Annotated in this window: 24 protein-coding genes; 11 read left to right on the top strand and 13 right to left on the bottom strand. The window is 72.3% G+C overall.

All coding sequences use genetic code 11. From position 1 onward, the window contains the following. Positions 1 to 70: 70 nt before the first annotated feature. The 3 genes from CRV15_RS14490 (at position 71) to CRV15_RS14500 (ending at position 3,268) form a co-directional block, all read left to right on the top strand. Positions 71 to 1,099, top strand: a complete 1,029-nt coding sequence (locus CRV15_RS14490) for a daunorubicin resistance protein DrrA family ABC transporter ATP-binding protein (protein WP_003961054.1) — start codon at positions 71 to 73, stop codon at positions 1,097 to 1,099. Further along, entirely contained in the window at positions 1,096 to 1,965 is an 870-nt protein-coding gene (locus CRV15_RS14495) for an ABC transporter permease (RefSeq protein WP_003956276.1), read from the top strand. Before CRV15_RS14490 ends, CRV15_RS14495 begins: the two co-directional genes overlap by 4 nt. Positions 1,966 to 2,167: 202 nt before the next feature. Next, positions 2,168 to 3,268: a MerR family transcriptional regulator gene (locus CRV15_RS14500; RefSeq protein WP_003956277.1), complete on the top strand. Its 1,101-nt coding sequence runs from the start codon at positions 2,168 to 2,170 to the stop codon at positions 3,266 to 3,268. A gap of 164 nt (positions 3,269 to 3,432) precedes the next feature. Here the strand turns inward: CRV15_RS14500 and CRV15_RS37425 are convergent, their stop codons facing one another. Beyond that, positions 3,433 to 3,564, bottom strand: a complete 132-nt coding sequence (locus CRV15_RS37425) for a hypothetical protein (protein WP_257785468.1) — start codon at positions 3,562 to 3,564, stop codon at positions 3,433 to 3,435. 406 nt (positions 3,565 to 3,970) lie between these two features. On the opposite strand from CRV15_RS37425, the gene CRV15_RS14510 reads away from it, so the two are divergent. Then, positions 3,971 to 5,176: a helix-turn-helix domain-containing protein gene (locus CRV15_RS14510; protein ID WP_003956280.1), complete on the top strand. Its 1,206-nt coding sequence runs from the start codon at positions 3,971 to 3,973 to the stop codon at positions 5,174 to 5,176. 86 nt (positions 5,177 to 5,262) lie between these two features. Here the strand turns inward: CRV15_RS14510 and CRV15_RS14515 are convergent, their stop codons facing one another. From CRV15_RS14515 to CRV15_RS37430, 5 genes are all read right to left on the bottom strand, one after another. Continuing rightward, on the bottom strand, positions 5,263 to 8,556 hold the full coding sequence (locus tag CRV15_RS14515; protein WP_003961052.1) for an ATP-binding protein: 3,294 nt from the start codon (positions 8,554 to 8,556) through the stop codon (positions 5,263 to 5,265). Between the two features lie 246 nt (positions 8,557 to 8,802). Beyond that, positions 8,803 to 9,480: an FMN reductase gene (locus tag CRV15_RS14520; protein ID WP_009996760.1), complete on the bottom strand. Its 678-nt coding sequence runs from the start codon at positions 9,478 to 9,480 to the stop codon at positions 8,803 to 8,805. A 2-nt stretch (positions 9,481 to 9,482) separates the two neighbouring features. Continuing rightward, positions 9,483 to 10,655 (bottom strand): LLM class flavin-dependent oxidoreductase, encoded by a 1,173-nt coding sequence (locus CRV15_RS14525; RefSeq protein ID WP_003961050.1) that lies wholly within the window; start codon positions 10,653 to 10,655, stop codon positions 9,483 to 9,485. 203 nt (positions 10,656 to 10,858) lie between these two features. After that, positions 10,859 to 11,650 (bottom strand): bestrophin-like domain, encoded by a 792-nt coding sequence (locus tag CRV15_RS14530; protein ID WP_003961049.1) that lies wholly within the window; start codon positions 11,648 to 11,650, stop codon positions 10,859 to 10,861. 59 nt (positions 11,651 to 11,709) lie between these two features. Continuing rightward, on the bottom strand, positions 11,710 to 11,838 hold the full coding sequence (locus CRV15_RS37430) for a hypothetical protein (protein ID WP_257785469.1): 129 nt from the start codon (positions 11,836 to 11,838) through the stop codon (positions 11,710 to 11,712). A gap of 4 nt (positions 11,839 to 11,842) precedes the next feature. Between CRV15_RS37430 and CRV15_RS35925 the strand changes: the two genes are divergently transcribed. Further along, positions 11,843 to 12,244, top strand: coding sequence for a hypothetical protein (locus tag CRV15_RS35925; protein WP_157849174.1), 402 nt, complete (start codon positions 11,843 to 11,845; stop codon positions 12,242 to 12,244). 563 nt (positions 12,245 to 12,807) lie between these two features. Here the strand turns inward: CRV15_RS35925 and CRV15_RS14540 are convergent. After that, positions 12,808 to 13,053: a hypothetical protein gene (locus CRV15_RS14540; protein WP_003956285.1), complete on the bottom strand. Its 246-nt coding sequence runs from the start codon at positions 13,051 to 13,053 to the stop codon at positions 12,808 to 12,810. Between the two features lie 230 nt (positions 13,054 to 13,283). Between CRV15_RS14540 and CRV15_RS14545 the strand changes: the two genes are divergently transcribed. Beyond that, on the top strand, positions 13,284 to 13,517 hold the full coding sequence (locus CRV15_RS14545; RefSeq protein WP_003956287.1) for a hypothetical protein: 234 nt from the start codon (positions 13,284 to 13,286) through the stop codon (positions 13,515 to 13,517). A gap of 20 nt (positions 13,518 to 13,537) precedes the next feature. Here the strand turns inward: CRV15_RS14545 and CRV15_RS14550 are convergent, their stop codons facing one another. Both CRV15_RS14550 and CRV15_RS14555 read right to left on the bottom strand, forming a co-directional pair. Beyond that, positions 13,538 to 14,665: a magnesium and cobalt transport protein CorA gene (locus CRV15_RS14550; RefSeq protein WP_003961046.1), complete on the bottom strand. Its 1,128-nt coding sequence runs from the start codon at positions 14,663 to 14,665 to the stop codon at positions 13,538 to 13,540. Positions 14,666 to 14,897: 232 nt separating this feature from the next. Beyond that, positions 14,898 to 17,021, bottom strand: a complete 2,124-nt coding sequence (locus CRV15_RS14555; RefSeq protein WP_009996758.1) for an NPCBM/NEW2 domain-containing protein — start codon at positions 17,019 to 17,021, stop codon at positions 14,898 to 14,900. Positions 17,022 to 17,845: 824 nt separating this feature from the next. Between CRV15_RS14555 and CRV15_RS14560 the strand changes: the two genes are divergently transcribed. After that, positions 17,846 to 19,078: an NsdA family TPR-like regulatory protein gene (locus CRV15_RS14560; protein ID WP_003961044.1), complete on the top strand. Its 1,233-nt coding sequence runs from the start codon at positions 17,846 to 17,848 to the stop codon at positions 19,076 to 19,078. 65 nt (positions 19,079 to 19,143) lie between these two features. Continuing rightward, entirely contained in the window at positions 19,144 to 19,620 is a 477-nt protein-coding gene (locus CRV15_RS14565; protein WP_003956293.1) for an NUDIX hydrolase, read from the top strand. 19 nt (positions 19,621 to 19,639) lie between these two features. Here the strand turns inward: CRV15_RS14565 and CRV15_RS35930 are convergent, their stop codons facing one another. Then, positions 19,640 to 19,777: a hypothetical protein gene (locus CRV15_RS35930; RefSeq protein WP_003956294.1), complete on the bottom strand. Its 138-nt coding sequence runs from the start codon at positions 19,775 to 19,777 to the stop codon at positions 19,640 to 19,642. 371 nt (positions 19,778 to 20,148) lie between these two features. Further along, positions 20,149 to 20,433, bottom strand: coding sequence for a DUF7848 domain-containing protein (locus CRV15_RS14570; protein ID WP_003956297.1), 285 nt, complete (start codon positions 20,431 to 20,433; stop codon positions 20,149 to 20,151). On the opposite strand from CRV15_RS14570, the gene CRV15_RS14575 reads away from it, so the two are divergent. Both CRV15_RS14575 and CRV15_RS14580 read left to right on the top strand, forming a co-directional pair. Further along, positions 20,386 to 21,816, top strand: a complete 1,431-nt coding sequence (locus CRV15_RS14575; RefSeq protein WP_003956296.1) for an NsdA family TPR-like regulatory protein — start codon at positions 20,386 to 20,388, stop codon at positions 21,814 to 21,816. The two genes, CRV15_RS14570 and CRV15_RS14575, sit on opposite strands and share 48 nt — an antisense overlap. Further along, positions 21,813 to 22,346, top strand: a complete 534-nt coding sequence (locus CRV15_RS14580; protein WP_003961042.1) for an N-acetyltransferase — start codon at positions 21,813 to 21,815, stop codon at positions 22,344 to 22,346. The genes CRV15_RS14575 and CRV15_RS14580 overlap by 4 nt, the downstream gene beginning before the upstream one ends. Before the next feature lie 88 nt (positions 22,347 to 22,434). On the opposite strand, the gene CRV15_RS14585 is transcribed toward CRV15_RS14580, so the two are convergent. Together CRV15_RS14585 and CRV15_RS14590 are read right to left on the bottom strand one after the other, a co-directional pair. Next, positions 22,435 to 23,223 (bottom strand): phosphotransferase enzyme family protein, encoded by a 789-nt coding sequence (locus tag CRV15_RS14585; RefSeq protein WP_003956299.1) that lies wholly within the window; start codon positions 23,221 to 23,223, stop codon positions 22,435 to 22,437. A gap of 74 nt (positions 23,224 to 23,297) precedes the next feature. Beyond that, positions 23,298 to 24,788 (bottom strand): chloride channel protein, encoded by a 1,491-nt coding sequence (locus CRV15_RS14590; protein WP_003961041.1) that lies wholly within the window; start codon positions 24,786 to 24,788, stop codon positions 23,298 to 23,300. Between the two features lie 167 nt (positions 24,789 to 24,955). Between CRV15_RS14590 and CRV15_RS14595 the strand changes: the two genes are divergently transcribed. Continuing rightward, positions 24,956 to 26,512, top strand: a complete 1,557-nt coding sequence (locus tag CRV15_RS14595; RefSeq protein WP_003961040.1) for a hypothetical protein — start codon at positions 24,956 to 24,958, stop codon at positions 26,510 to 26,512. The last annotated feature ends 30 nt before the right edge of the window (positions 26,513 to 26,542 follow it).

The following is a 26,542-nucleotide window of genomic DNA, read 5'->3' on the forward strand; positions in this document are numbered from 1 at the left end:
GTCCCGGCCTGGCGCCGGTCACCCCTGGAACCCCTGGAATCGAAAAATCGTGTGAAGGAACAGGTTGCCCATGAGTACAGAACTCGCCATCGAGACGAAGGGCCTGGTGAAGGTCTTCGGTGAGAAGCGGGCCGTCGACGGCGTCGATCTCTCCGTGCCCGCCGGCACGGTCTACGGAGTCCTCGGTCCGAACGGCGCCGGGAAGACCACCACGGTGAAGATGCTCGCCACCCTGCTGCGGCCGGACGGCGGCGAGGCGCGGATCTTCGGCAGGGATGTGCTGACGGAGGCCGACGCCGTGCGCCGCAGGGTTAGCCTCACCGGCCAGTACGCCTCGGTCGACGAGGACCTCACCGGCACCGAGAATCTCGTTCTCCTCGCCCGGCTGCTCGGGTACTCCTCGCGGGTCGCCCGGGAGCGGGCGGCGGCGATGCTGGAGGCGTTCGGGCTGACCGACGCGGAGGGCCGCCAGGTCAAGAACTACTCGGGCGGGATGCGGCGCCGGATCGACATCGCGGCGTCCATCCTCAGCACTCCCGATCTGCTCTTCCTGGACGAGCCGACCACGGGGCTCGACCCGCGCAGCCGCAACCAGGTCTGGGACATCGTCCGCACGGTCGTCGCCCACGGCACCACGGTGCTGCTGACGACGCAGTATCTCGACGAGGCCGATCAACTGGCCTCCCGGATCGCCGTGATCGACCACGGCCGGGTGATCGCCGAGGGGACCAAGGGCGAGCTGAAGGCGTCCGTCGGCCCGGGCACCGTCCAGTTGCGGCTGCGGGACGCCGGGCAGCGGCCCGAGGCCCGGCGGGTGCTGGCCGCCGTGCTCGGCACCGAGGTGCAGCAGGACGCCGACCCGGTCGCGCTGACCGCCCGGATCGGTGCGCACGACGGGCGGCACGGGGCGGCCGAGCAGGCCGGGAGGGCGCTGGCGGAGCTGGCCCGCGCGGGCATCACCGTCGACAACTTCTCGCTGGGGCAGCCCAGCCTGGACGAGGTCTTCCTCGCCCTGACCGACAGCGGTGCGGCGGCCGTCTCCACCACGGCCGGGACCACCACCACCGAGACGCACGAGAAGAAGGGAGCGGCTGTATGAGCACCGCGACGACCATGGCGCAGCCCGTCCAGGAGACCGACGACCCCGCCCGGAACGCTCCCCGGACGGGCGAGCTGTCCGCGCTGCTCGTGGGGAGGGAACAGCCGCCCGCGCCGAGCGCGCTCTCCGCGTCCGTCACCTTCGGCTGGCGCGCCATGCTGAAGATCAAGCATGTGCCGGAGCAGCTCTTCGATGTGACGGCCTTCCCGATCATGCTGGTGGTGATGTACACCTACCTCTTCGGAGGGGCGCTGGCCGGATCGACCACGGAGTACATCCAGTTCCTGCTGCCCGGCATCCTGACCATGAGCATTGTGATGATCACGATGTACACGGGCATATCGGTCAACACCGATATCGAGAAGGGTGTCTTCGACCGCTTCCGCACCCTGCCGATCTGGCGGCCCGCCCCGATGGTGGGCTATCTCCTCGGCGATGTGGTCCGGTATCTGCTGGCCTCCGTGGTGATGCTGACCGTCGGCATGATCATCGGCTACCGTCCGGGCGGCGGTCCGGTGGGCCTGCTGCTCGGGGTCGGGCTCCTGGTGGTGTTCTCGTTCTCCTTCTCCTGGATCTGGACGATGTTCGGCCTGCTGCTGCGGACCGAGAAGTCGGTGATGGGGGTGAGCATGATGGTGATCTTCCCGCTGACCTTCCTCAGCAATGTCTTCGTCGACCCGAAGACCATGCCCGGCTGGCTCCAGGCGTTCGTCAACAACAGCCCGGTCACCCATGTCGCCACGGCGGTGCGGGAGCTGATGGCGGGCGAGTGGCCCGCGGCGGACATCGCCTGGACGCTGGGGTGGTCCGCGTTCTTCCTGGTGGTGTTCGGCGCGCTGACGATGCGTCTGTACAACCGGAAGTGACGTCACGTCACGGGGGTGCGGGACGTCAGGACGGTGGGACAACGGGTCGCCCGGGCCGACGCGGGCGGCCCGCCGTCCCGCCTCCTGTCCCTCTGTTCTTGTTCCGGCTGTTCTCGTTCCGGCCGGCCGGTTGACCTTCCCCCTCGGGGAGGGAACAGCATCGAGTCCGTCGGGCGCCGTGCCCGGCACGAGGAGGAGGACCATGCCGCGGCTGACGATCGGGGCGTTCGCCCGGGTGACCCGGCTCTCGGCGAAGGCCCTGCGCCACTACGACGAACTCGGGCTGCTGCGCCCGGCGCGCGTCGACCCGTTCACCGGCTACCGCTTCTACGACGAGTCCCAGGTGGAACGGGCCCGGCTGGTGGTGTGGCTGCGGCGGATCGGGATGCCGCTCGCGGGCGTCCATGAGATCTGCGAGCTGTACGGGACGGAGCCCGCCGCCGCGGCGAAGGCCGTACGGGCCTACTGGTCACGGGTGGAGGCGGAGACCGCCGCCCGTCGTGACCTGGCGCTCTTCCTCGTCGATGAGCTGTCCCGACCGGACGAGGAGACCACTGTGACCACCCTGATGATCCGCCATGCCGCCCGCACCGACCGGGGGCTGGTGCGCGAGCGGGACCAGGACACCGCCTGTGCCGGACACCGGCTGCTCGCCGTCGCCGACGGCTACGGCACCGAGGGGGACCGGGCGGGGGCGGCGGCCGTCGCCGCGCTGAAGGACCTTGACCGGGCGCCCGGAAGCACGGCCCCGGGCTCCCTGCGCGCCGGTGACCTGCTCAACGCCCTGGAGGACGCCGTCGACCGCGCCAACGCCGAGATCGGCGGCCTCGACGGCTCCGGCACCACCCTGACCGCCATGGTGTGGACGGGGTCCCGGCTCGCGCTCGTCCATATCGGGGACTCCCGTGCCTATCTGCTGCGCGACGGCGGGTTCTTCCGGATCACCCATGACCACACCGTGGTCCAGTCGATGATCGACGCGGGAACCCTGACGGAGGCGGAGGCGGCCGGGCACCCCCAGCGCACGCTGCTGCTGCGCGCCCTGGACGGCGGCACGGACTCCGCCCGCCCGGACCTCCGGCTGCACGAGGCCCGCCCCGGCGACCGCTATCTCCTCTGCTCGGACGGCCTGTTCACGGTGGTCCCGGACGAGACCATCCGCCACACCCTCACCGAGTCCCCCGACCCCGACACGGCCGTGGACACCCTGATCTCCCTCGCCCACGCCTCCGGCGCCCCCGACAACATCGCCTGCGTCGTCGCGGACGTCTCCCTCCTCCGCGAACTGGACCCCGCGTCCTGATCCCACCGGGCGGGGCCCTGGCCGGGTGCGGGGGATCGGCCAGGGCCCCTGTCGCCCGGCCCAGGGCAGGTGTCGGGCCGGGATGCCGCCACGCCGCCGCACCCGGGGTACGAAGGTGCAGGTCACACCCGATGGGGCTGTACGGCGGGCGGCTGCCGGGAGTGTCAGATCCGCTCGGGCACTCCTGTGCCGAACAGCCCCGAGGAGGACAGGCAGAACGTCGTCAGCAGGCAGGACCACGGCAGCCAGAGGGGCAGCCGGAGCCTTCTGCGCGCGCTCTTTTCAGGCTTCGTCACGGCCCCATGTCCCAAATTTCCGGCGCCGTTCGTTGTCTGCCCGGATTTCCGAACGGAGGCGTCCTGATGCCGAGGTGGTGCGTTCCTCGTGGGGAGCAGCAGCCGGCTTGTCCGGACAATCGGATTTTGGGCAGCGGCACGGCCCGAAATCGAATGGGTTGAAATCTTTGATCCGGTGCAGACCGCGTCGACGCTCGATCAACTGTCCACTCTTTCGTCCGAGTGACCGTTCCGTCCCGGTGACCGGGCGGCTCCGGCGCCCCATTGCGCCGATCGGTCCTGTTGGTCAGTCAACGGCTTTGACACACAGGACAACTTGCGCAGGGACGACACGGACCCCCGTGCGAATACCTGTCATTCCTGTAACCATGGGGGCAGCGATGAATCCGTGAGGAAGACAGAGCCCATGAGTGCTGCTGATGACTCCACGAACACGACGGAGCTTGCGCCCGGTGAGAACCTGGCGGTGCTCCGGAAAGCACGTGCGCTGACACAGGCGCAGTTGGCGAGAAAGGCAAACATCTCCCTCTCATTGCTTTCCAAGATCGAAATTGGGGATCGCGCGCTGACCCCGGCTGCGGCGGCGGCCGTGGGCAAAGCGATGGGACTCAGCATGGCGGAGGTGCAGGGGAAAGCTACTGTCGCGAAGCGGGAAGAGCAGGACCTCGTGGAGCTGCGGGCTGCTCTTCGCGACTACGACCTGCCGACGGACGGTGCGCCGACGGGGCCTCGACTCAAAGCCAATCTGGCTACGGTGCAGCGGTATCGGAAGAAGGTCGACGTCTCGCGTCTGCTGCGAGCATTGCCTACGTTGCTCAGGGATGCCACCGGCTACGCCTACACAGCCAACACCACCCAGGCATGGGCGGATCTCTCCCAGGTGTACAGCACTGTGTACTGGCTGGCGGCGCGGCACCGTTGGATGGACATGGCTGAGCTGGCAGTTACCCGGCAGCGGTGGGCTGTTGAACAGAAGCCCACCCCTATGGCGGCTGCGGTTGCCGCGCGGGACCGGGCCGGGACCTATCTGAACTTCGGAGATGTCGAGCGGGGGCTCGGTGTCGTCGACCGTGCGATCGCGGAAGCACAGCGAGATCTCGCTGGAACGGATCAGGACTTGGCCATCTGCATCCTGAACCTGAGGGGGATGACGCTTGCCGGGCGGCTGCCCGACAAGAAGGAGGCCAGGCGGGAGGCCGACCGGCATATTCGGTCTGCCGTTGCTGCCGCCGACGGGCTCGGCAACCGGGACCGCCAAGTACTCGGACTGACGGCGGGACCACAGAACACCGTCCTGCACCAACTGGCCACCTATGTGGACCTTGGGAGGCCCCAGGAAGCCCTGGGGTTGGTGGACGTGCTCCCCGCCGCGCTGGATGGCCTGCCGCCGACCCGGGTGGCGCCGACCCACATCAGTATGGCGCGGGCACAGCTCGACATGGGGGACCGGGACGGAGCGCTGCGGAGCCTGGCCTCGGCATGGGATGTGGCCCCGCAGCTGGCCCGGATTCATCCCATGGGCCGGGAGGTGTTCCGGGTGCTGTCCTCGTTGCACCGGCGGGGCAATCCGGAGCTGAACCGACTGGCCAGGATGGCGGGGATGGCGCTCTGACCCCGGTCACCGGGCGGGGCCCTGGCCGGGTGCGGGGAATCGGCCAGGGCTCCTTGCGCCCGGCCCGGGGCAGGTGTCGGGCCCGGTCAGAGTCGCCAGGCGATCGGGGTGCGCGGTCGGTAGGCGCAGTGGGTGCCCGTGGTGACCGAGGTGCGGAGGTGGGCGGCGAGTTCGGGGTGGAGGCGGTCGAGTTTGCGGAAGGTGTCGCGGATACGGGCGGTGACCGTCTTGCGGGCGCGTTCGGTCTCGTCGCCCAGGCGGCGGGGGCGGCCACCGAGGCCCGCCGCCGTGCGCAACTCGTCCAGCAGCGCGGCCCGTTCGCGGGTGAACTCGGTGACACGGCGCTCGTCGCCCCGTTCGGCGGCGCGGTCCAGCTCCTCGTCCAGGTGTTCCAGCCGGCGGCGGTACTGGGCGCGGGCCTCGTCGTCGAGGACCGGATCGCCGCCGAGACTCCGGGCGGCCACCACGGCGGCGCCGCCCCCGGGGTCGAGCAGGGACACGGCGGACAGCTCGTCACCGGGGCGGGCGAGCAGGGTGCGCAGATCCCGCAGCCCTTTCGCGTCGGGCATATGGACGGCCCGCCCGTCGAAGGAGAGCGACCACACCGCCCCCTCGCGGTGGAAGGCGGGCCGCTCGGACGGCTCCGGCCGCACAGGGGCGGGCGGGGGAGGAACGGGGGGCGCGGGCGCGCGGCGGTCCAGGAGCCGGGACATGCCCAGCCGCTCCGCCTCCTCCCGCACCTCCGCCGCCAGGGCGGCATCCGCCTCCGGGCCGAGCACGGCGAGCAGTTCGGCGCGGACCCGCACCGACCAGGGCCGGGAGCGCAGCCGCCGGGCCGAGGTGTCGGCCGCCTTCAGCGCGGCCACCGCCGCCTCCCGGTCGCCCCGCGCCCGGTGCAGCAGCCCCAGCCAGAGATCGACGGGCCCGCCGATGTCGCAGCCGTACATCGAGACGACCCACTGCCCGGCGTACGGGGCCAGCGCGGCGAGTGACGCGTCGATCAGCTCCCGGTCCCCCGAGGCCGCCGCGAGCTGGGCGCGCAGCCGCAGCGCCAGCGGCTCGAAGACCCGGGGCAGGGAGTCCGGCAGCTCCCGCGCCTGGTCCAGGGCCAGGTCGAGATCGCCGCTCTCGACCGCCGTCACCGCGATCAGCAGCGCCGGGAAGGGGTGCGCCAGCTCCTCAAGGCGCTCCAGCATCGCGTGGGCCTCGTCGTACCGGCCCCGCAGCAGCGCCAGCGTCCACAGCATGTGGGCGTGGACGAACGAGTACGGCACATCCGGGATCTCCCCCCGGACCTCCCCGTCCGTCGCCCGCCGCAGCAGCTCGGACGCCTCGTCGAACCGGCCCTGGAACGCGGCCACCAGCGCGGTGTCGATGAGGACGGACAGCTCATGGCTGCGCAGCCCCACCTGCCCGGCCTGCGCCGCGAAGGAGCGCAACTGCTCGGTGTAGCGCGGGTCCCCCAGCTCCAGCAGGGTGACCCAGCGCATGCTGGTGCAGTGCAGCTCCAGCAGGAGATTGCCGGTGCGCCGGGCCACGGCGACGATCTCGGCGGTGAGGTCCATGCGCTCCGCCGCCGTGCCCAGCCCCCAGATGGCGTCGTGGTGCGCCCAGAGCGAGAACGCCAGCGTCTCGTCGTCGTGGCCGTCGCGCGCCAGCTCCGTGGTCCGCTCCGCCAGGTCCAGCGCCATCCGCTGGGGGCTCAGCCCGCTGATGTCCTCGCCGCTGCCGCTGATCAGGCTGCGGTACGCGTCCCGCAGCAGCGCGACGCTCCGGTCCGTCTGCGTCGCGCCGCGGTCGTGCTGGTGCAGCCGGATCGCCACCTGCGCGAGCAGCGCCGGGTCACGGGTCTGCCGGGCCAGCTCCAGGGCCTGCTCGAACGCCTGCCACGAGCCGTCGTTGTCGCCCACGTGCCAGAGGGTGCCCGCGAGGTCGAGGCAGATCAGCACGGCGCGGTGCCGGTCGTCCCCGGCGGCCTCCATGGCCCGCCGGAAGTGGCTCTGCGCCTCCTCGCCCGCGAGCCGCCCGGCCGCGTCCCGCGCGGCGGCGATCAGCAGATCGACCCGGCGCCCCCGTTCCAGCTCCTCCCCGGCCAGGTGGGCGTGGCGGGCCAGATCGGCGGGGAAGATCCGCTCGCGCAGCGCCGGGACGTCGTCCAGGGCGCGCACCACGGCCGCGTGCAGGGCCCGGCGCCGCCCCTCGTCCAGGGACCCGTACAGCGTCTCCCGGACCAGGTCGTGCACGAACGAGAAGGTCCCGCCCTCGCCGACGGTGACCAGCCGGGCCGCCACCGCCCCTTCGAGCAGGCGCTCCGCGTGCGGGACGGGTGTACCGGCCGCCGCCGCGAGCACCTGCCGGTGGAACGCGCGGCCCAGCACCGACGCCGTCTCCAGGAGCGGGCCGACCCCGGGCGGCAGCAGCGCCAGCCGCCGCCGCACGGCCTCCCGCACCCCCGGGGCCACCGTGGTCACCGGGCTGCCGCCGCGCCATATGCGGACGGTCTGCTCCACGAAGAAGGGGTTGCCGCCGGTGTGCCGGTACACCTCGTCCACCAGGTCGGGGTCGGGCTCGACACCCCCGGTCAGCGCGATCAGCGCGCCCACCTCGTCCCGGCCGAGGCCGGTCAGGGTGAGGGTGGACCCGGCGCGCGCCGTCAGTGCCAGGATCAGCGGGCGCAGCGGGTGGTCGGCCGTCTCCACCTCCACGTCCCGATAGGTCCCGATCAGCAGCAGCCGCTCGAACCAGGCGTGCTGGGCGGCGAATTCCAGCAGCTTGAGCGAGGCCGGGTCGGCCCAGTGCAGATCGTCGAGGAAGATCACCAGGGGCCGTTGCTGCGAGGCGGTGACCAGGGCCGTCGTCACGGCGTCATAGAACGCGAAGCTCTCGGCGCCGTCCCGGGGCGCCGCCCCCTCCCGGCCGGGGACACCCTGCCCGGGGGCACCGTGACCGGGCCCGGAGTGCGCGGACCCGGAGTGCGCGGGCCTGGACTGCACGGGTCCGGAGTGCACGGGTCCGCCAGGGCCGCCGGGGCCGCCCGGCGCGGGCCCCGCCGGGCCCTCGCCCAGCAGGACCGCGAGCCGTCCGCCCGAGGCCCGGTCCGTCTCCGCCCACTCCCGTTCGCCGATCGCGCGCCGCAGTCCCCGGATCACCTGCACCCACGGCCAGTGGCCGGGCGCGCTGTCCGAGTCCCAGCAGGAGGCGCCGAGCACCAGCGCCCCGCCGCGTCTGGCCTCGTCCGCCGCGCCGGTGACCAGCGTCGTCTTGCCGATACCCGCCTCGCCCGTGACGAGCACCAGCCCCCCGTGGCTCGTCAGGACCCGGCCGACCTCCGTCCGGAGGACGCCCGAGGGGTGATCGCGCCCGATGAGTGCAGGGTTCATGCCGAGCACCCTAGAAGGCGGCACTGACAGTAGGCCCGGGGGAAGGCCCCGCTGAAACCGGGGCCCGGCCGCCCTTCCTCGGGCCCCACCCGGGTGAGCTGCGCCGACGCCCGCCCCGCCGAGTGGTCGCACCTATCACGCGGTATCACGCGCTCCCCGCGTACCGCTGCGGCGGAGCCCCGGCACCGCACGGTGCCGGGGCTCCGCCCAAGGGCCCGGTCGGCCCTGTAGGACCGGTAGGACCGGTCAGACGGGGAAGGACAGCACGGGCACCCCGTCGGACGCCCGGCGCTCCGCCGTCCCCGTCTCCATCAGCCGCGCGAGCTGCGCGCCCGCCCGTTCGATCCGCACCGGCAGGGTGTCGGTGAGCGGATCGCCCGAGCCGCCCCAGTCCTCCGACGCCGCGTACACGGCCGTCGGGACGACCACCGCCCGCAGATAGGCGAAGAGCGGACGGAGCGCGTGCTCCAGCACCAGCGAGTGCCGGGCGGTGCCGCCGGTCGCCCCGATGAGCACCGGCTTTCCGCTGAGCGCGTCCGGGTCGATCAGATCGAAGAAGGACTTGAACAACCCGCTGTACGAGGCGGTGAACACCGGGGTGACCGCGATCAGCCCGTCGGCCTCGGTGACCGCCCGGATCGCCTCGTCGAGCTGCGGCGGGGGGAAGCCCGTCACCAGGTGGTTGGCGATGGGCACCGCCAGTTCCCGCAACTCCACGACCTTCACCTCGACCTCGGTGCCGCGCTCGGCGAGCGGGCCGCGCACGGCCTCGGCCAGCCGGTCGGCCAGCAGCCGGGTGGACGAGGGGACGCTCAGCCCGGCGGAGACCGCCACCAGCGTGAACGTGCCCCCGCCCCCGGTGCCGCCCGCGCTCACGCCGCCCGCGCCACCGGTGATCGTGTCCGGGTTCGTGAACGTGCTCATGCTCATGCCTCCTTCGCGGTGCTCGTGGTGGCCGCGGTGCCGGCCGTGCTCGTGGTGCTCGTGGTGTCGGCCGCACCGGCCGTACTCGCGCCGCTGCGGGCGGCGTTGCGCGCGGCGACCGCCGGGTGCAGCGGAGCGCTCGCCGGGACCCCCGCGGGCCGCAGGCTCTCGAACTCCTTGCGCAGCACCGGGACGACCTCCTCGCCCAGCAGGTCGATCTGCTCCAGCACCGTCTTCAGCGGCAGACCCGCGTGGTCGACCAGGAAGAGCTGGCGCTGGTAGTCGCCGACAGCCTCACGGAACGTCAGCGTCCGCTCGATGACCTGCTCCGGCGTCCCCACGGTCAGCGGGGTCTGCTCGCTGAAGTCCTCCAGCGAGGGCCCGTGTCCGTAGACCGGCGCGTTGTCGAAGTACGGACGGAACTCCCGGATCGCGTCCTGCGCGTTCCTCCGCATGAACACCTGGCCGCCCAGGCCGACGATGGCCTGCTCGGGGGTGCCGTGACCGTAGTGCGCGTACCGCTTCCGGTACAGCTCGACCATCTTCTGGGTGTGGCTCATGGGCCAGAAGATGTTGTTGTGGAAGAAGCCGTCACCGTAGTAGGCGGCCTGTTCCGCGATCTCCGGGGAACGGATCGAGCCGTGCCAGACGAACGGCGGGACGCCGTCCAGCGGACGCGGGGTCGCGGTGAAGCCCTGGAGCGGCGTACGGAACTTGCCCTCCCAGTCCACCACGTCCTCGCGCCACAGCCTGCGCAGCAGCGCGTAGTTCTCGATCGCCAGCGGGATGCCCTGCCGGATGTCCTGGCCGAACCAGGGGTAGACCGGCCCGGTGTTGCCCCGGCCCATCATCAGGTCGACCCGGCCGTCCGCCAGGTGCTGGAGATAGGCGTAGTCCTCCGCGATCTTCACCGGGTCATTGGTGGTGATCAGCGTGGTGGAGGTGGACAGGATCAGGTTCTCGGTCCGGGCCGCGACATGACCCAGCAGGGTGGTCGGGGACGAGGGCACGAACGGCGGGTTGTGGTGCTCGCCGGTCGCGAACACGTCCAGACCGACCTCCTCCGCCTTCTGCGCGATGGCCAGAGTCGCCTTGATCCGCTCGTGCTCGCTCGGCGTACGCCCGGTGGTCGGATCGGTGGTGACGTCACCGACGGTGAAGATGCCGAACTGCATGAGGCTCACCTCTCGGAAGCTGTAGTTGAAACTTGAACCAAACTCTACAACCTGAAGGGCGGCATGACTATTCCGCCCCCTGAAAGCGCAGGTCAGGGGGCGGAACGGGGGGAGCGGGGGTGGATCAAGGGGCCCGGGCGGCCCGAGCAGGGCCGGGGCCGGGCCGGGGCGGGAGCCGGACGCCCCCGAGCCGGGGGTCGGGGTCAGACGGCTCCGGGGAAGAGCTGCTCGAAGACCTCGGCCGTATCGGTCCCCGAGCGGCCGAAGGGCGCGTCGAAGTCCCACACCATGAAGAGCAGGAACGCGATCAGCGCGCTGAAGAGCCCCGCGAGCAGCAGCTCACGGCCGCTTCTGCCCATCCGCATGGTGAAGATCAACCCCACGGTGACCAAGGCGCCGATGATCAGCCCGAACCAGACCACCCCGGGCAGGGTCGAGGCCGCGTTCTCCGCGCGGGTGGTCCGGGCGTCGCTCACCACGGACACCCGTTCCAGCATCGGCTGGTAGGTCTGGGCCTCCAGCTCGTTCGTGGGGGTGCGCAGGGCGATGTCCTCGCGGATCTCGGCGAGCAGCTCGTCCCCGCGCTGGGTCAGCTCCTCCTGCTCGATCATGTGCTTCCACTCGGTGCGCACCACATGGGAGACATAGGCGTCGATGTCCTCGCGCAGCTCCTCGCGGGCGTCGCGCGGCAGCACGGTGGCCCGCTGGGAGATCTCGTGGAGCGCCTGGGCCTCGCGCTGCACATCGGCCTGGGCGGAGCCGCGGGCCTCCCAGACACCGGCGATGGCCAGGCCGAGGACGATCGCGTAGACGACGCCGACCATCATCGTCATGTATTCGAGGACGTCGGGCGTCTCGACCTCCTCGATCTCCTCGGGCCCCTTGGGGTCGTCGCCCGCGGCGGCGGCGCGTCTGCGATGGCTGAGCAGGACGACGGCGACGACGACCGCACCGGCGGCGGCCATCGCGATGGTCAGGACCAGCCATTCGGACATGGCGATCTCCCTGGGTGTACCGGAGGTGGACAAGAGCGGCGGGGCGGGTGACGAACGGGTCAGGAGCGGCGGCGGGGCCGCAGCATGACGGCGGCCACGACGGCGGGCGCGGTGGTGACGAGGACCCGGAAGACCATGGGGATGTTGCCCCCCGAGGGCGGTTCCACCAGGGGCCGCTGCTCGTTCACGGCGGTGAACCGCTGGGGGGAGGGCGACGGCGGGGGAGGCGGCGGCGGTGCCGGCTTCTTCGCCGTACGGGTCGCCGCGGGGCGCGGTGCGGCGGACGGCGCCGGACGCGCGGGGGGCGCGGACCGCACGGAGGCGGCGGGCGCGGGCGGCTGCGCGGAGGGCGTCGGGACGGGCCGCGGCGGTGTGCTCGGCGTCGGAGCGGGGGTCGGCGAAGGCGTCGGCGACGGGGTGGGCGAGGGCGTGGGCGTCGGGGAGGGAGTGGGCGACGGGGTCGGTGTCGGGGTGGGTGTGGGGGTCGGCGAGGGAGTGGGCGTCGGCGTGGGCGTCGGTGTCGGGGTGGGGCAGGTGCGCGGCCTGGGCGGCGGGCAGTGCCCGGGGTGCCCCGGGTGCGGGTGGTGCGGATGATGTGGGTCGTGCCGTGGGTGTCCGAGGAGGATCGCCTGCGCGGACACCGTCACGGAGAGGGGCGGTCCGTCGATCGCGACCGAACCGCAGACACAGAGGACCCCGGGCACCGACACCCCGGCCTCCGCCGCGAGCCGGAACGGTTCTCCCGCCCGCCGTGCCCCCCGCTCGGATATCGCGCCCGTCGGGGTGGACGAGGGCCCCGGCAGCGGTGCCGCCGACACCACCGGGGACACGGCCGGGCGCTCCGGCGCCCCTGCCCCGGAACCGGCCAGTCCCATCCCCGGTGAGCTCAGGACCGCGACGATGCCCAGTACGCTCAACTGCTCAAATCCCGCCACATGTGCACGGTAGGCCGCTCTCGGAGCAGATGGGGGCGCATTCACCCGAACAGGTGAATAAGACGCTTGTGGGGTGGGATTCTGTGCGTTGCACCGTAACCAACGACGCCACCCCGTCGAGCGGAACGGACAGCGTGCCACCCTCTTACCGTACGGTAAGAATGCTCGACTCGCCGTGGAATGCGAACAGTTGACCGGATGAAGAATGTTCCCCCGCCCGGTTCAGACAAACACCACGCGTACCACCGACACCGTGAGCACCGTCGCACTGACGTAGTACCGCACGGCCACCCCCGCCACCGTGGCCTCACGACGGTCCCGGTCGCCCCGGATCGGGATGGAGTCCTGGCCGTACGGATCGGCGGCGAGCCGCTGCATCGCCGAGTCGAAACGGGTCCGCAGCGGGCCGCCCATGGCCCGGTGGGACTGGTCGGCGGGCGGGGAGTACTGGACACGGCAGCCGGTCATGACCCCTCCGTCCCCGTGCTCCCCTCGGTGATCATCACCGTACGCGGCCGTCCGGGCTCTGGCGACAACGGTCCTGTCCTCGGGACGCCCGCCGCCCCCGCGCCCGTACCCGGGACGTCCGCCCCAGGTCCGCCGTCCGTACCCGGAACGCCTGTACCCGGTCCGCCGTCCGTACACGGGACGGAGTACGCCGGGGTGCGCGCCCCGAACTCCCGTGAGACGTTCGCGAGGTGACCGACGTGCTCGAAGTACTCGAAGTGATCGAACCCTTCCTCGCGGAGCTGCCGTTCTCCGCGGTCGTCGCCCTCAGCGCCGCCGCTCTCGGACTGCTCGCCGTCTCGGCCCGCAGGCTGTCCAGCGCGGGCCGCAGCGACCCGTCGGACGAGGCCCGCTCCCTCACCCTCGCGCTGTACGGCTGTCTGCTCGCCCTGCTGACCCTCGGACTCGCCGTCACGTATCTCTAGGCCCCCGGACCGGCCCGCCGTCAGAGCCAGCCATTGCGCCGGAAACTCCGGTGGATCAGTGCGCACGCCGTCACCATCACCCCGATGACCAGCGGATAGCCATAGGTCCAGCGCAGCTCCGGCATATGGTCGAAGTTCATCCCGTACACCCCGCAGACCATCGTCGGCACGGCGACGATGGCGGCCCAGGCGGTGATCTTGCGCATGTCCTCGTTCTGGGCGACCGTCACCTGCGCCAGATGGGCCTGGAGGATCGAGTCGAGCAGCGAGTCGTACGTACCGATCTGGTCGTTCACCCGGGCCACATGGTCGGCGACGTCGCGGAAGTACGGGCGTATCTGCGGGCCCACGGACGGCAGTGGGGAGGAGGCCAGCGCGCGGATCGGGCGCTCCAGCGGGCCCACCGCGCGCCGCAGCTCCAGCAACTCCCTTTTGAGGAGGTGGATCTGTCCGACGTCGGCCTGGCGCGGATGCCCGCCGAAGACGGCGTTCTCGGCGTCGTCCACATCGTCCTGGACGGCGTCGGCGACGGCGAGATAGTCGTCCACGACGTGGTCGGCGATGGCGTGCAGCACGGCGGCGGGCCCCTTCGCCAGCCGTTCCGGGCGCTCCTCCAGCGCCTCCCGCAGCGGGCCGAGGGAGCCGTGCCGCCCGTGCCGCACGGTGATCACGAAGTCGGGCCCGGTGAAGACCATCAGCTCCCCGGTGTCGACGATCTCGCTCGTGCCGCGTTCATGACCGACGTAACGGCAGGTCTTGAGGACGGTGAAGAGCACGCCCGCGCCCGCGCGGCCCCCCTCCAGGGGGTATTCGGCGGGCTCCGTCAGCTCGTACCGCTGGACCTTGGGGCGCTGATGCGCCTGGACGGCGTCCTCCACGGCGAGCGGGTGCAGCCCGAAGAGCGCGGCGAAGACGGCGAACTCGGCGTGGGTGGGCTCGTGCAGCCCGATCCACACGAAGCCGCGCCCCTGCTTGCGGACCTCGCGCAGGGCGTCGTGGGCGTCGCCCGTGCAGGGGCGGCGCACCCCGTCCTCGTAGACGACGCAGTTGACGACGGAGCTGCCGAGGGGCGAGCGGGCGGGGTGGCTCAGGTCGACGGTGGGGCGGCGATAGGCGCGGCGCATCGCTCGGCGCAGTCGGCGGATCATCGGCACGGGCGGTGGCTCCTTACGGTTCCCGGGGGGTATGCCCCGGGAACCGCACCCTCATGCGGGACCGTCCCGTCTTCGCCCGGTGCCGGGGAGCCCGATGGCGGGAAGTCCGGTGCGTGGCAGTCGGTGCGTGGCGGTCGGTGCCGGAGGCCGACGGGGGCCGGCCCCGGGCCCCGGGGCCGGAGTCCGCGGGTGCCGGGCACGGTCCCGGGCCCCGTACGTACCGGGGTCAGCGGCAGTCGAGCCGGGGAGCGAGCCAGTCGGCGTGGTCGTACGTCGTGCCGTCCCCGGCGTCCGTGACGACGAGGCGGAGTTCGAGCGCGCCGCTGAGGTCCGCCGTCAGTGTCCTGGCGGGGTCGGCGCCGGTGAGGCGTCCGCTGTCGGCGGCCACGGCCCCGTCGCGGAGGACCTGGAAGACCACCGAGCCGCCCGGCCCCGTCTCGTCGTCCACACCGACGCCGGTGGTGAGCCGGGTGCAGTCGCCACCGAGGTAGTACGTGATGGCGCTGGGCGCGTGCGTGCCGAGGCCGTCGGCGGTCACGGTGCCGCCGACGGTGAGGAGGCGGCCGTCGCCCGCCGCCTGTTCGCCGTTGCTGCGGTCGCGTTCCACCGGACCCCAGCCGCCCGCCGCCGACGACCAGGGCAGAGTGCTGAGCACCTGGGTACCGGCCGCCGGGCCCCGGCCGCAGGCGAGGGTGGGCTCGGCCCAGTCGGCGTGGTCCCAGCGGAAGCCGTCGCCGCCGTCGGTCACCACGAGCCGCAGCTCGCGGGCGCCGGTGAGGTCGGCGGTGAGCCGCAGCGGCGGGTCGCTCGCGGTGCGCAGCCCGCTGTCGGCGGCCACCGCGCCGTCCCGCAGTACGCGGAAGACCACCGAGCCGCCCGCCGTCATCTCGTCGTCCACACCCACGTCCACGGTGAGGGAGCGGCAGGCGCCGCCGAGGTGGTAGCCGATGGTGCTCGGCGCGTGCACCCCCAGACCGCGGGCGTAGGCGGTGCCGCCGACGGTGAGGGGGCGGCCGTCGCCCGGGGCCTGTTCGCCGTTGCTGCGGTCGCGTTCCACGGGGCCCCAGTTGCTGTCCGCCGACAGCCGCCGCAGATCGCCCACCCGGCTCAGGCCGTGCGGCGGCGGCACCGGCTCACCGGGTGTCACCCGGTACATCACGGTGCCGTGCGCGGGCACGGTCGCGGCGATCGTGTCGGCGGTGGTGCGGTTCTGCCGTGTCCACAGGTCCCTGAGGGTGTACGAGGCGGAGCCGCCGAGTCCGATCGCCTCGGCGGTCGTGGTGACGGTCCGGGCGGCGGCGGTCTCGTTGGTCAGGGTCACCGAACGGCCGCCGTCGGCGAGGGGTTTGGTCATGACGACCAGCCCGCCGGAGCGCGAGACCACGGTGCCCTGGCGGCCCAGCGGGTCCTGGTTCACCGCGATGACCTCGCGATTGGTCAGGATCTCCAGGGTCGCGGGGGTCGCGGTGCGCAGATCGCTGCCGATGAGGAGCGGGGCGGCCATCTGCGACCAGAGGCTGAAGTGGGTGCGGTACTCGGTGTCGGTCATCCCGCCGTTGCCCACTTCGAGCATGTCGGGGTCGTTCCAGGCGCCGGGCCGGGCGTACGGGGCCAGCTCCTGGTTGCGGCGGGCGATGCCCAGCATGCTGTCCCAGGTGTCGGCGATGTCCCCGGTGGTGCGCCAGGCGCTGCCGTACTCGCCCGCCCACTCCCAGGGGGCGTTCTCGCCCCACTCGCAGACGCTGAGCAGGATCTCGCGGCCGGTGGCCCGCAGCGCCTCGGCCATGGCGCGGTAGCGCTGCCGGGCGTCGACGCCGTTGTTGTGGCAGTTGTCGTACTTGAGATAGTCCACGCCCCAGGAGGCCCACAGGGCCGCGTCCCTGCGTTCGTTCCCGAGGCCGCCGGGGAAGCCCTGGACATCGCAGGTCCGGGTGCCCGCGCTGGAGTAGATGCCGAACTTCAGCCCTTTGGCGTGGACATAGTCGGCCAGTGCCTTGATGCCGCTGGGGAAGCGCACCGGGTCGGGGACGAGGTCGCCCGCGGCGTTGCGCTGGGGGAGCGCCCAGCAGTCGTCGAGATTCACGTAGCGGTATCCGGCGTCCCGCAGCCCCTTGGCGACGAGGGTGTCGGCGACGCCCTTGATCATCGTCTCGTTGAACTCGGGGCGGCAGTGGGTGGAGTTCCAGTTGTTGAAGCCCATGGGGGGTGTGGGCGCGAGCGCGGTGACGCCTGCGGCGGCTGGGGGTGGCGGCGGGTCCGCGTGGGCCGGGGCGGCGACGAGGCCGAGGAGGACGGCGGTGGCCGCGAGGGCGGCCGGGGCGAGGCGGTGGGGGCGGTGCCGGACGGTCATGGACGGCTCCGACGGGTCGGTGGGGACGACGGGGACGGATGTGTGGAGACGGGTGTACGGGGCGTACGGGGGTGTGCGGGGCGGGGCGCGACCGGGGTGCGTGGGGCGGACGCCATCCCAACGCCGAGCCCTGAACATGTCAATAAACGGGGCCCTCCCGGTGGGCCCGGTGGCAGGTATCTGCCGCTGTCACCGGGGGTGGCTCAGCGCGGACAGGAACGGGTCGACGCACAGGTATCCGTAGAAGAGCGTGACCCCGAAGAGGAGCGTGGGCGCGAGATGTTTCACGTGAATCCTTGGCAAGGGAGAAGGGCCCCGGCCGCCCTGGGAGGCCCGGGAGGAGGGGAACGGCCGGGGCCGGGGAACGTCGGTGCGGGGCGTTCCCCGGCCCTCGTGGCTGCGGCCACGGGGGCGTTGGGGATGAGCCGGTCACCGTCTCATCCGGAGTTTTCGCCGCCGTCCGTGTCCGTCGGCTGACGGCCGTCGCCTGCGGCGCGCCGTCCGTCAGGGCACACCGGGCGCCCGCACCGGCACGGCGGCCAGTCCAGCGCCGACCGGACCGGTGGTTCGTTCCCCTCCGGGAAGTCCAGATTCACGGGGTGGTCACCGTCCCGCCCGTGGCGCGGCGGCGGAGATACCGCCACCCTTCGAAGATGTGGGCGATACCGTGGGTCACGTCAGCCTGCTTCCGTCAGGTTGGCCACGCCCCCGGTCCGGTCGCACGGACATGGGGATTCCTTGGCGGCGACCCTTCCGTGGAAGATTGATCGAGCCCATCCCAACGCCCTATGGCAGCGCCCTATATTCGGATATAGGAGGTGCGCATGGACGTGTGGTCCCACCCCGAATTGGCGGCAGCGGTCGCGGCGGACGACTGGGGTGCCGTGTTCCGCGCCTACCGGAAGCTCACCGGGCTGAGCCAGACCAAGCTGGGCGAGCGCGTCGGTCTGGTGCAGCCCGATGTGTCGGACATCGAGCGCGGGCGGCGCCGGGTGACGTCGTCGGAGGTGCGGCGCCGGATCGTCGCAGGGCTCAGGATTCCGCGGGATCTGCACAGCGCCGACAGGGCACGGGCCGCCGGCCCGGTACCGGCGCTCTCCCTGCCCGATACGGCACCGGACGTGGACCTCCTGGCGCGTCTCACGAGTGCGGTGGACGCTTCCCACCGGGTGGACGCCGCGTCCCTCGACTGGCTCGACCGCCTGCTGGCCGAACACCGCAGAGCCGAGGACTTCATCGGCTCGCGCCCCCTCATGGACGTGATGCGCCGACAGCTCAGGACCGTGATGGATCTCCACGGTGGTGCGCGCGGCGCCCTGGCGGACCGGGTCGTCCGACTCGCCTCCGAACACGCGCAGTTCCTCGCATGGATGTCCTCGGACCAGGGGGACACCGCCGCCGCGCTGGCCTGGTACGACCGTTCCCACGAATGGGCGTTGGAGGCGGGGGACGCCAACATGGCCGCCACGACGCTGAGTATGAAGGCCCACATGGCGTGGGGCGCCGGACGGGGAACGCGGTGCGTGCGTCTGGCCGAAGCCGCCCGGTGGTCGGCGCCCGGGACATCCCTCGGCGTCCAGGGCATGGCCGTGCAGATGGCCGCACGCGGGCACGCCCTCAACGGTGACGCCGGTGCCGCCCGGCGGCTGCTCGACGAAGCGCAGACGCTGATCAGCCGTGCGTCCGGGCACCCCGAGGACGAACCGGTCTGGATGTACTTCTACGACGAGACGTGGTTCACCCTGCAACACGGCATGGCGGCGATGCACCTCCGGGAGTGGCACGAGGCCGTGGACCACCTCACGGCGGGGCTCGGCGCACTGCCGGACGAGTACCGGCGCGACAGGTCATGGTTCCGTTCCTGCCTCGCGCACGCCCTGGCGGGGGCAGGGGAAGCCGCGCAGGCCGCGTCGGTGGCCCTCGCGACCATCCCTGACGCCGACGCGGTCGGCCGCCCGCACGCCTGGAACGAACTGCACACCACGGCCGCCCTGCTGATGCGGGGCGGAGCCCGGGAGGCGCGGGACGTGGTCGACGCGCTCGGTCAGTACGGCTGAGCGTTGTCGACGCCGGTAATCCGACAGGGAAGACGTCGGTAATCCGACAGGGGAAGGGGAAGACCATGGGCAGGCGTGACTACGAGGACGACCCGGCCGCCCCCGCCGCGAACAGCCTGGTCCCCGCCGCCTCCGCCGTCGTCGTCGACGGCTCCGGGAGGATCTTGCTCCAGCGGCGGCGCGACAACGGGATGTGGGCGCTTCCCGGTGGTGTCATGGAGATCGGGGAGTCGCTGCCGGACTGCGCGGTCCGGGAGACGCGCGAGGAGACCGGGATCGACATCGAGATCATCGGCATCGTCGGCACGTACAGCAACCCCCGTCATGTCTTCGCCTACGACGACGGCGAGGTACGGCAGGAGTTCTCCATCTGCTTCCTGGCGCGCCCTGCGGCCGGACGGGCCGGGGAGCCGGCCGTGTCCGAGGAGTCCACCGATGTCCGTTGGTTCGAGCCCGGGGAGGTGGACGCGCTTCCCATGGTCGCCGCTGTCCGGCGTCGGGTGGACGACTGGCGCTCCGGAGAGATGCCCGCGACGCGGTAGCCGGTGTGCCGCCCCTCGCTCAGAACGCGTCCGCGGGCGTCGACACGTCCGTCGCTGCGGCCGGAGGGCGGCTCAGCGAGGACAGGAATGGGTCGACGCACAGGTACCCGTAGAAGAGCGTGACCCCGAAGAGGAGCGTGGGCGCGAGATGTTTCACGTGAATCCTCGGTCGGTGAAGCAGGGGCTCGGCCCTGTCCCGGCGGGGCAGGGCCGAGCCGGATGAAGCCGCCCGGGTGCCGGTGCGGGGGCACCCGGGCGGCGTGTCGGGCCCGTCCCCGGCCGGGCCGGGGGACTTCCGGGAACGGGGGCGGGCCCTTCCCGCCCATGCGGGGTGGGCGGGGGCTGGTGAAGAGCTTCGTCAGCCGTGCTCAGGGCGATGGCAGGCGCATGCGCAGTGCGGCAGCGGAGATTCCCCGTCGGTCGGACCGGGTGGTGGCAAGGGGATCTCCCCGAGGCCGCCGCAGAGTTCGCAGGCGTCCATCCGGCACTCCGGCGTGACGTACAACCGGGGGCGGACGGCGAGACCTCTCATGAGGCGCCGGTCCCCGCAGGGCCGTCATCGGTGGGCGCCGCGTGCAGCAGCTCGGTCGTGACCTGCTGGAAGCCGCGATGACCGGACGCTCGTACATGGCCGAGAGCCCAGTGGGCGAAGTCCGCGAGCGGCGGTCCGAGCGGCGATCGCGCCTCGCACTCGGTGCACTGGATCATCCGGGTGGTGGGTGCCCCCTCCACAGGGGTGAGGGGGCTTCTGCCGATGCCCGCAGGCTGCACGTTGATCTGCGTCACCGTGGCTCCGCTCGGGGTGGTGGACATGTGCCCAGTCAACGGAGGTCAGGGCCCTGTGGTGAGGAAAATTCGGCCTCGGTCTGGGCAGTGGGTACCGGAAAATCCCCCGGATTTGGTTACGTTCGGGGATCGTGTGGCTACTTTGGGCGGGTGAGCAACCTTGCCTTCATCGGTGCTTTGGCGGAGAAGGGGTACACGCAGAGCGGCGTGGCCGAGGCCGTGAACGAGGTGCTTCGTGCGCGAGGGCACGAGGGGACGGTCGGCGACCGGACGGTCCGCACCTGGGTCACAGGGAGCACGCGGTGGCCGCACCGCCGTCAACGCGAAGCGTTGGAAGCGGTGTTCGGCTGTACCGTTGAGGAACTGGGCTTCGAGGCCCCGGTTCGAAGACATCCCACCAGCGCCCGGGAGTCGACCGTGAAACGAAGGACCTTTGTTTCCACCGTCACGGGTACGGCCGCTGTGCCTGTCGCGGCCCTCTGTGCCGGGGCCCCGCCTTCTGTGGGAACCTCCGACGTGATCCGCCTCCGCAACGGTCTTGACTCCTTGGCCGAACTCGACGACACGAAAGGCGGCCATGAGAGCTTGGAACGGGCCGCGCTGGCCGGTGCGGCCGAGGCATTGGAGCTACAGAAGCGTTCAGCCACTCAGCGTACTCGGCGCAGGCTCTTCTCGGTTGCGGCCGATTACACCGGTAGCGCTGCCTGGAGCGCGCTGGACTCCAGACAGTCCGAAAGGGCCTCGAACCTTCTCCACCAGGCGCTCTATCTCACCGGTATGGCTCAGGACGCGGTCGCGGAACTGTGTGTCTGGAATCTCTGTTCCATCCTGGCCCGACAGCAGGGCGACTACGCCAAAGCTGTCGACGCGGCTCTTGCCGCACAGTCGACACTCAGCGCCAAGCGGGACCCTTTTCTGATGTCTCTCGCGCACGCCCGAACCGCGATCGGCCATTCTCACACGGGGGGTCGTCATGAGGCCCTGCGCTCCATGGGATACGCACAGGAAGCCTTGGACAAAGCGGGCGACAGGCCAAGGCCGAGCTGGGTGGCTTTCTATGGGCGGGGCGAACTCGCGGCCCTCGACTCCTGTGTGCGAGCAGAGCTGGGGGACTTCGCTGAAGCCGAGGCGGCCTCACACCACGCCCTGGTCGCGATTCCATCGAATTTCCGCAGAAACCGAGCCATGGCCACGATGCGACTTGCCCTGGCTCAGCTTCATCAGGGAGACATCGATCAGGCGTGTGCCACCACGTCCGAGGTCTTCGAGCTGCTGCGGGGCGTCCCCTTTCCTGGTCGGCTGCGGTCCCTCCTCGGAGACTTCCACCGGGGTCTGGCCGATCTTGCGCCAGGCTCGTATATCGCTCAGGAATGGCGGGACCGGTATCGATCCGAATGGAGCCGGGCATGACTCGCCCGTCTCTGGCCTGTCGACGCTTTACACGTACAGATCTCCCGCAGATCCGGCAGGCTCTGATCGATGTGCACCATGATGCCTACGCGGAAGCGATGGGGGAAGAATTCCCTCAGCGCTTCCCCTGGTTCGTCGACCACTGGGGTGGGCACCCGGACTTCGACTGTGTGATCGCCTTCGACGCCGACGAGCCGGTTGCGTTCGCCTACGGGGCCCCGGCAGCGCCTTACCGTGAGACCTGGCGGGAGCATCTGGTGACCGCTCCGGTGAAGAGCCGGACTTTCTCCTTCTCGGAACTGGCGGTCCGCACGGCTTGGCGGAAGACCGGTACCTCCGAGCTGGTGGTGAGGTCACTGCTGGGCGAGCGGACGGAAGACCTCGTGGTCCTTCTGGTCGATACCGAACACCCTCGTGTGCAAGCGCTCTACGAGTCATGGGGTTTCCGAAAGGTCGGTGAGCGACAGCCCTTTCCGGACGCTCCTGTGTGTGCGGTCATGCTGGCTGAACTCCCCCTGAGGGACGGCTGACTCTGCGGAAGGCACGCAGGGCCCGGCCGTGAAGCACGGACCGCTGCCCGTCGCCGGCCGACACGTCACCGCGACGCCGCCCCCGTCCTCAGTCGAGCAGATGCCGTTCGAACACCGCCCGCCGCGCGGTCACGTACTCGGCGTCCCCCAGGTACTGGAGGTGATGCCCCTCCGCGAGGTGGCGGGTGAAGGACGGGTGGCCCGCGGCTGCTTGGGTGCGCATGAAGTCGACCAGAGCGTGCAGACGGGTCACGACCGTGTCGAGCAGGCGCGCGCGGGCGGACGGTGCGAGGCCGTAGTGGTCGCAGAAGGCGCGGGCCCGTGCGGCCTGTCGGTCCGGGGTGCCGTGGGCGTCGGGGCTGCCGGGGGCCGTCAGCGGGGCCCAGCGGTAGACCGCGTACGCGATGTCCCACAGGCGGGGCGCCGGGTGGGCGGTGTCGAAGTCGATGACTCCGGTGACGCGGTCGCCGGTCAGGACGCAGTTGTACGGGGCGAAGTCGCCGTGGCAGATCACCTCGGCGGGCTCGCGCGCGGGCAGCATCCAGCCCTCGGACGGTGCGGTCCCGGCGAGGGAGACCGTGCTGTCGTGGTACGCCCGCAGCAGCTCCGCGGCGGTCCGGAGGGCGTCCGCCGAGGTGACGGCGGGGGTGCGCGGGTCCGTGCCGGCCTCGCCGGGGAGGAAGTCCAGGATCTCCGTGCGGCCCTCGTCGAGAGTGCCGTGCACGGCGGGCGCCCCGGTGAAGCCCTGTTCCCGGAGGTGCCTCAGCAGGCCGTGGACGAGGGGCGACCACGGGCCGGTGGGGCGCCGCACCGTACCGCCCACCCGGAGCACATCGTTCACACCGCCCGCCATCCGCTGCGGGGTGTCGTCGCACATCGGTGCTCCTCGTGGCTCACGGGCAGGGGGGACGGGGAACAGGATGCCGGGGCGCCCGGCCCGCGCGCCAAGGATTAATGGCCCGCGCCCTGTCCGCCCTTCGCGTCCTCCCGCCGTTCCAGCAGTTGCGCCACCACGAAGCCGACCACCGCGCACACCGCGATCAGCGGCATCTGGTTCGCCGCGTCCGGCCCCAGCAGCAGCGCCGCCAGCACGGAACTCGTCACCGGCAGCCGGGTCACCACCGCCGTCGCCGTGGTCATCCCCACCGCCAGCGCCGGGGTCGCCCCGAAACCCGGGAGCCCCGCGCAGGCGATCCCGAGCGCCGTGCCCAGCAGCACCGCCGGGAAGATCGGCCCGCCGCGCAGCGCGCCCAGACAGATGCCCCAGGCGAGGCCCTTGCAGACGACGAGCGTCAGCAGCGCGGCGACCGGCCAGGCGCCGGGGTCCGCCGCGATCACACCGATGGTGATCTGGCCCGAGAGCGCGGCCTCCTCCGGCGAACGGCCGGTGAGCAGCGCGTACAGGGTCAGCAGTGCCCCCACCGCGCAGGCCGCGAGCACCGTGCGGACGGCGGTGTTCCGCGCGGTCCACGCCTCGCTGACGTATCCCAGCCGGTGCGCCGCCGTGACGACGACGCCGATCAGGACGGCGGCGGGCACCCCCCAGAGGAAGTCCCCCGCGTCCGGGGTCATATCCGGTGGAACGGTGGGCAGTTCGAGCGCGCCGATCGAGAAACCCGTCCAGGAGCCGAAGCCGGTGAAGACCAGCGCGCCGACGCCGCTCGCCAGCAGACACGGCAGCAGCAGGACGAGGAGGTGCGGCCCGGCGAGCCCGGCGGCCTCCACCATCATCACGGCGGCGACCAGCGGCCCGCCGAGGATCGTGGAGATGGCGGCCGTGGAACCGCTCGTCGCCAGCACCATCGCCGCCCGGGGCTGGGCCGCCCGCCGGGACTCCCGGACGAAGAGCAGCGCGAGGCCGCTGCCGAGCGCCATCAGCGGGGCCTCGGGGCCGAGCACCACCCCGAGCGGCAGTGTGGCGAGCGCGGCGACGACCACGCCGGGCAGCTCCCGGGGGCCGAGCGGGGCGCCGCCGAGGCCGTGGACGGGGGTGTGGCCGCCGCCGCCCGGGACCCGGGTGACGATCGGGGCCAGCAGCAGCCCCGCGAGCAGCAGCGCGGGCAGCGGCCACCACCAGGGCGCCCGGTCGTGGCCGAGGGCGTGCGGCAGGGTCTCCCAGACGCCGTGCTGGAACGCGTGCTGGAGGCTGACGAAGAGGAAGCACGCCAGCGCGATCGGGACGCCGACGAGGACGGAGAGCCCGAGCAGCCGCAGATAGGCGGGGCTGCGGAGGACGTCCCGGAGCGCGGGCGTCCCGGGCACCTCGGTTCCGCTGCCCGCCGCCCCGGCCGCGCTCCCGGTTCCGCTGCCCGCTGCCCCGCTCCCGGCCGCCCTGCCGTAGGCCCCGGCGGCCCCGGTGGTCCCGTCGGTCCCGGCCCCGCCCGGTCCGCCCGCGTCGGCGGCCGGTTCGCCGCCCGGGGCGCCCGGTCCGTTCGTACCCATGGGTTCATGCAACGGCCGCCCCGCGCCCGCTGCCCCCGGAGCGGCCCGTACGGGTGAGCCCCCGGGCCCGGCCGTCCGCGCCCGGCCACCCGTTCGGTGCACTGCGGCTCGCCGCCCGCGCCCGCGCCCCTTTCGCTGGAGATCCCTGGACCCACGGGAGGAAGCGCATGGCCTCGGACGCCCCCGGACCCGGACCCGCCCCCCGTCCCGGCTCCGGCCCGGGCTCCGGCCCGGGCTCCGGCGACGCGGCGGACGAACTCGCGCTGCTCCGTGAGCGGGTGGCGGCCCTGGAGAGCCGGTCGCCCGGCGGGGCCCGCCCGCGCCACCACCGGGTACGGGCCTTCTGGTCCGCCCTCCTGATCGTCGTCGGCTGTGTCCTCGCCCCGCTCGGCGCCGTCGCCGCCTGGACCGCCGACGAGGTCGGCGACACGGACCGCTATGTCGCCACCGTCGCCCCGCTCGCCTCCGACCCCGATGTGCAGGCCGCCGCCGCGAACCGGGTCACCGCCGCCGTGATGGACCACATCGACCTCACCTCCCTGCTGGAGGGCGTGGCCCCCGCCGACCGCCCCCTGCTCGCCCGCGCGCTCGGCCGGCTCGGCGGCGCGCTGGAGAACGCGGTACGGAGCTTCGTCCACGACAAGTCCCTGGAGGTGGTCTCGTCCAGCCGGTTCAAGACCCTGTGGACCGAGGCCAACCGCCGGGCCCACGACGCCGTCGACAAGGCCCTCACCGGCAGCGGCGGCGGCGCGGTCCAGCTCACCGGGAACACGGTCGAGATCGATCTCGCCCCCGTCGTCGACGAGGTCAAACAGCGGCTCGTCGCCGACGGGCTGACGGTCGCCGGGAAGATCCCCGAGGTCCACACCGACTTCGTCGTGGCGCGCTCCGACGACATCGGGAAGCTGAAGACCTGGTTCCGGCTGCTCCAGATCGCCGGGGTCTGGCTGCCCGTCCTCGCGGTGCTGCTCATCGCCGCCGGCGTGCTGCTGGCGGTGCGCCGCCGCCGGGCGCTGGTGGCCGCCGCGCTCGGGGCCGCCTTCGCCCTCGCCGTGCTGGGCCTCGCGCTGACCGCGTTCCGCGCGGTCTATCTGGACCGGCTGCCCGCCGGGGTCTCCCAGCCCGCCGCCGCCGCCGTGTACGACGCGCTGACCCGTTTCCTCCGGGAGGCGGTACGGATGGTGATCGCCCTCGGGATCGTCGTCGCGCTGGCCGCCTGGCTCTCCGGGCCCGGCCGCCACGCGGTCCTCGTCCGTCACATCTGGCACACCGGTATCGACGCGCTGCGCTCCGCGGCCGACCGGCTGGGGCTGCGGACCGGGCCGGTCGGTCCGTGGCTGCGCCGTCACCGCCGGTGGGTGGTGTGGGTCCTGCTCGCCGCCGCCGTCCTCGCGTATCTCCTGTGGAGCCACCCCACCGCCTGGGTGGTGGTCGGGATCGCGCTGGTCTTCCTCTTCGTCCTCGCGGTGGTCGACTTCCTCGCCGCCGAGCCCGCCGAGCCCGCGGCCGGGGGGCCCGCCACCGGAGCGCCCGCCGGGCCTGCCGGGCCTGCCGCCGGGAGGCCCGATGGAGGAGTCGGTGGAGAGACCGGCGGAGGAACCGGTGGCGGGGTCGGTGGAGGAGCTGGTGGCGGAGCTGGTCAGGCCCCCGGGGAGCCTCCCGCCCGACCCGGGGATTCACCCGAACGGGCGTATCCGGATGGCGGCCCTACCCCGCAGAGCTGAGGCTGAGGCTCGAATCCCCGTCCGCGTCGG

This window comes from Streptomyces clavuligerus, from assembly GCF_005519465.1.
Taxonomy (GTDB): domain Bacteria; phylum Actinomycetota; class Actinomycetes; order Streptomycetales; family Streptomycetaceae; genus Streptomyces; species Streptomyces clavuligerus.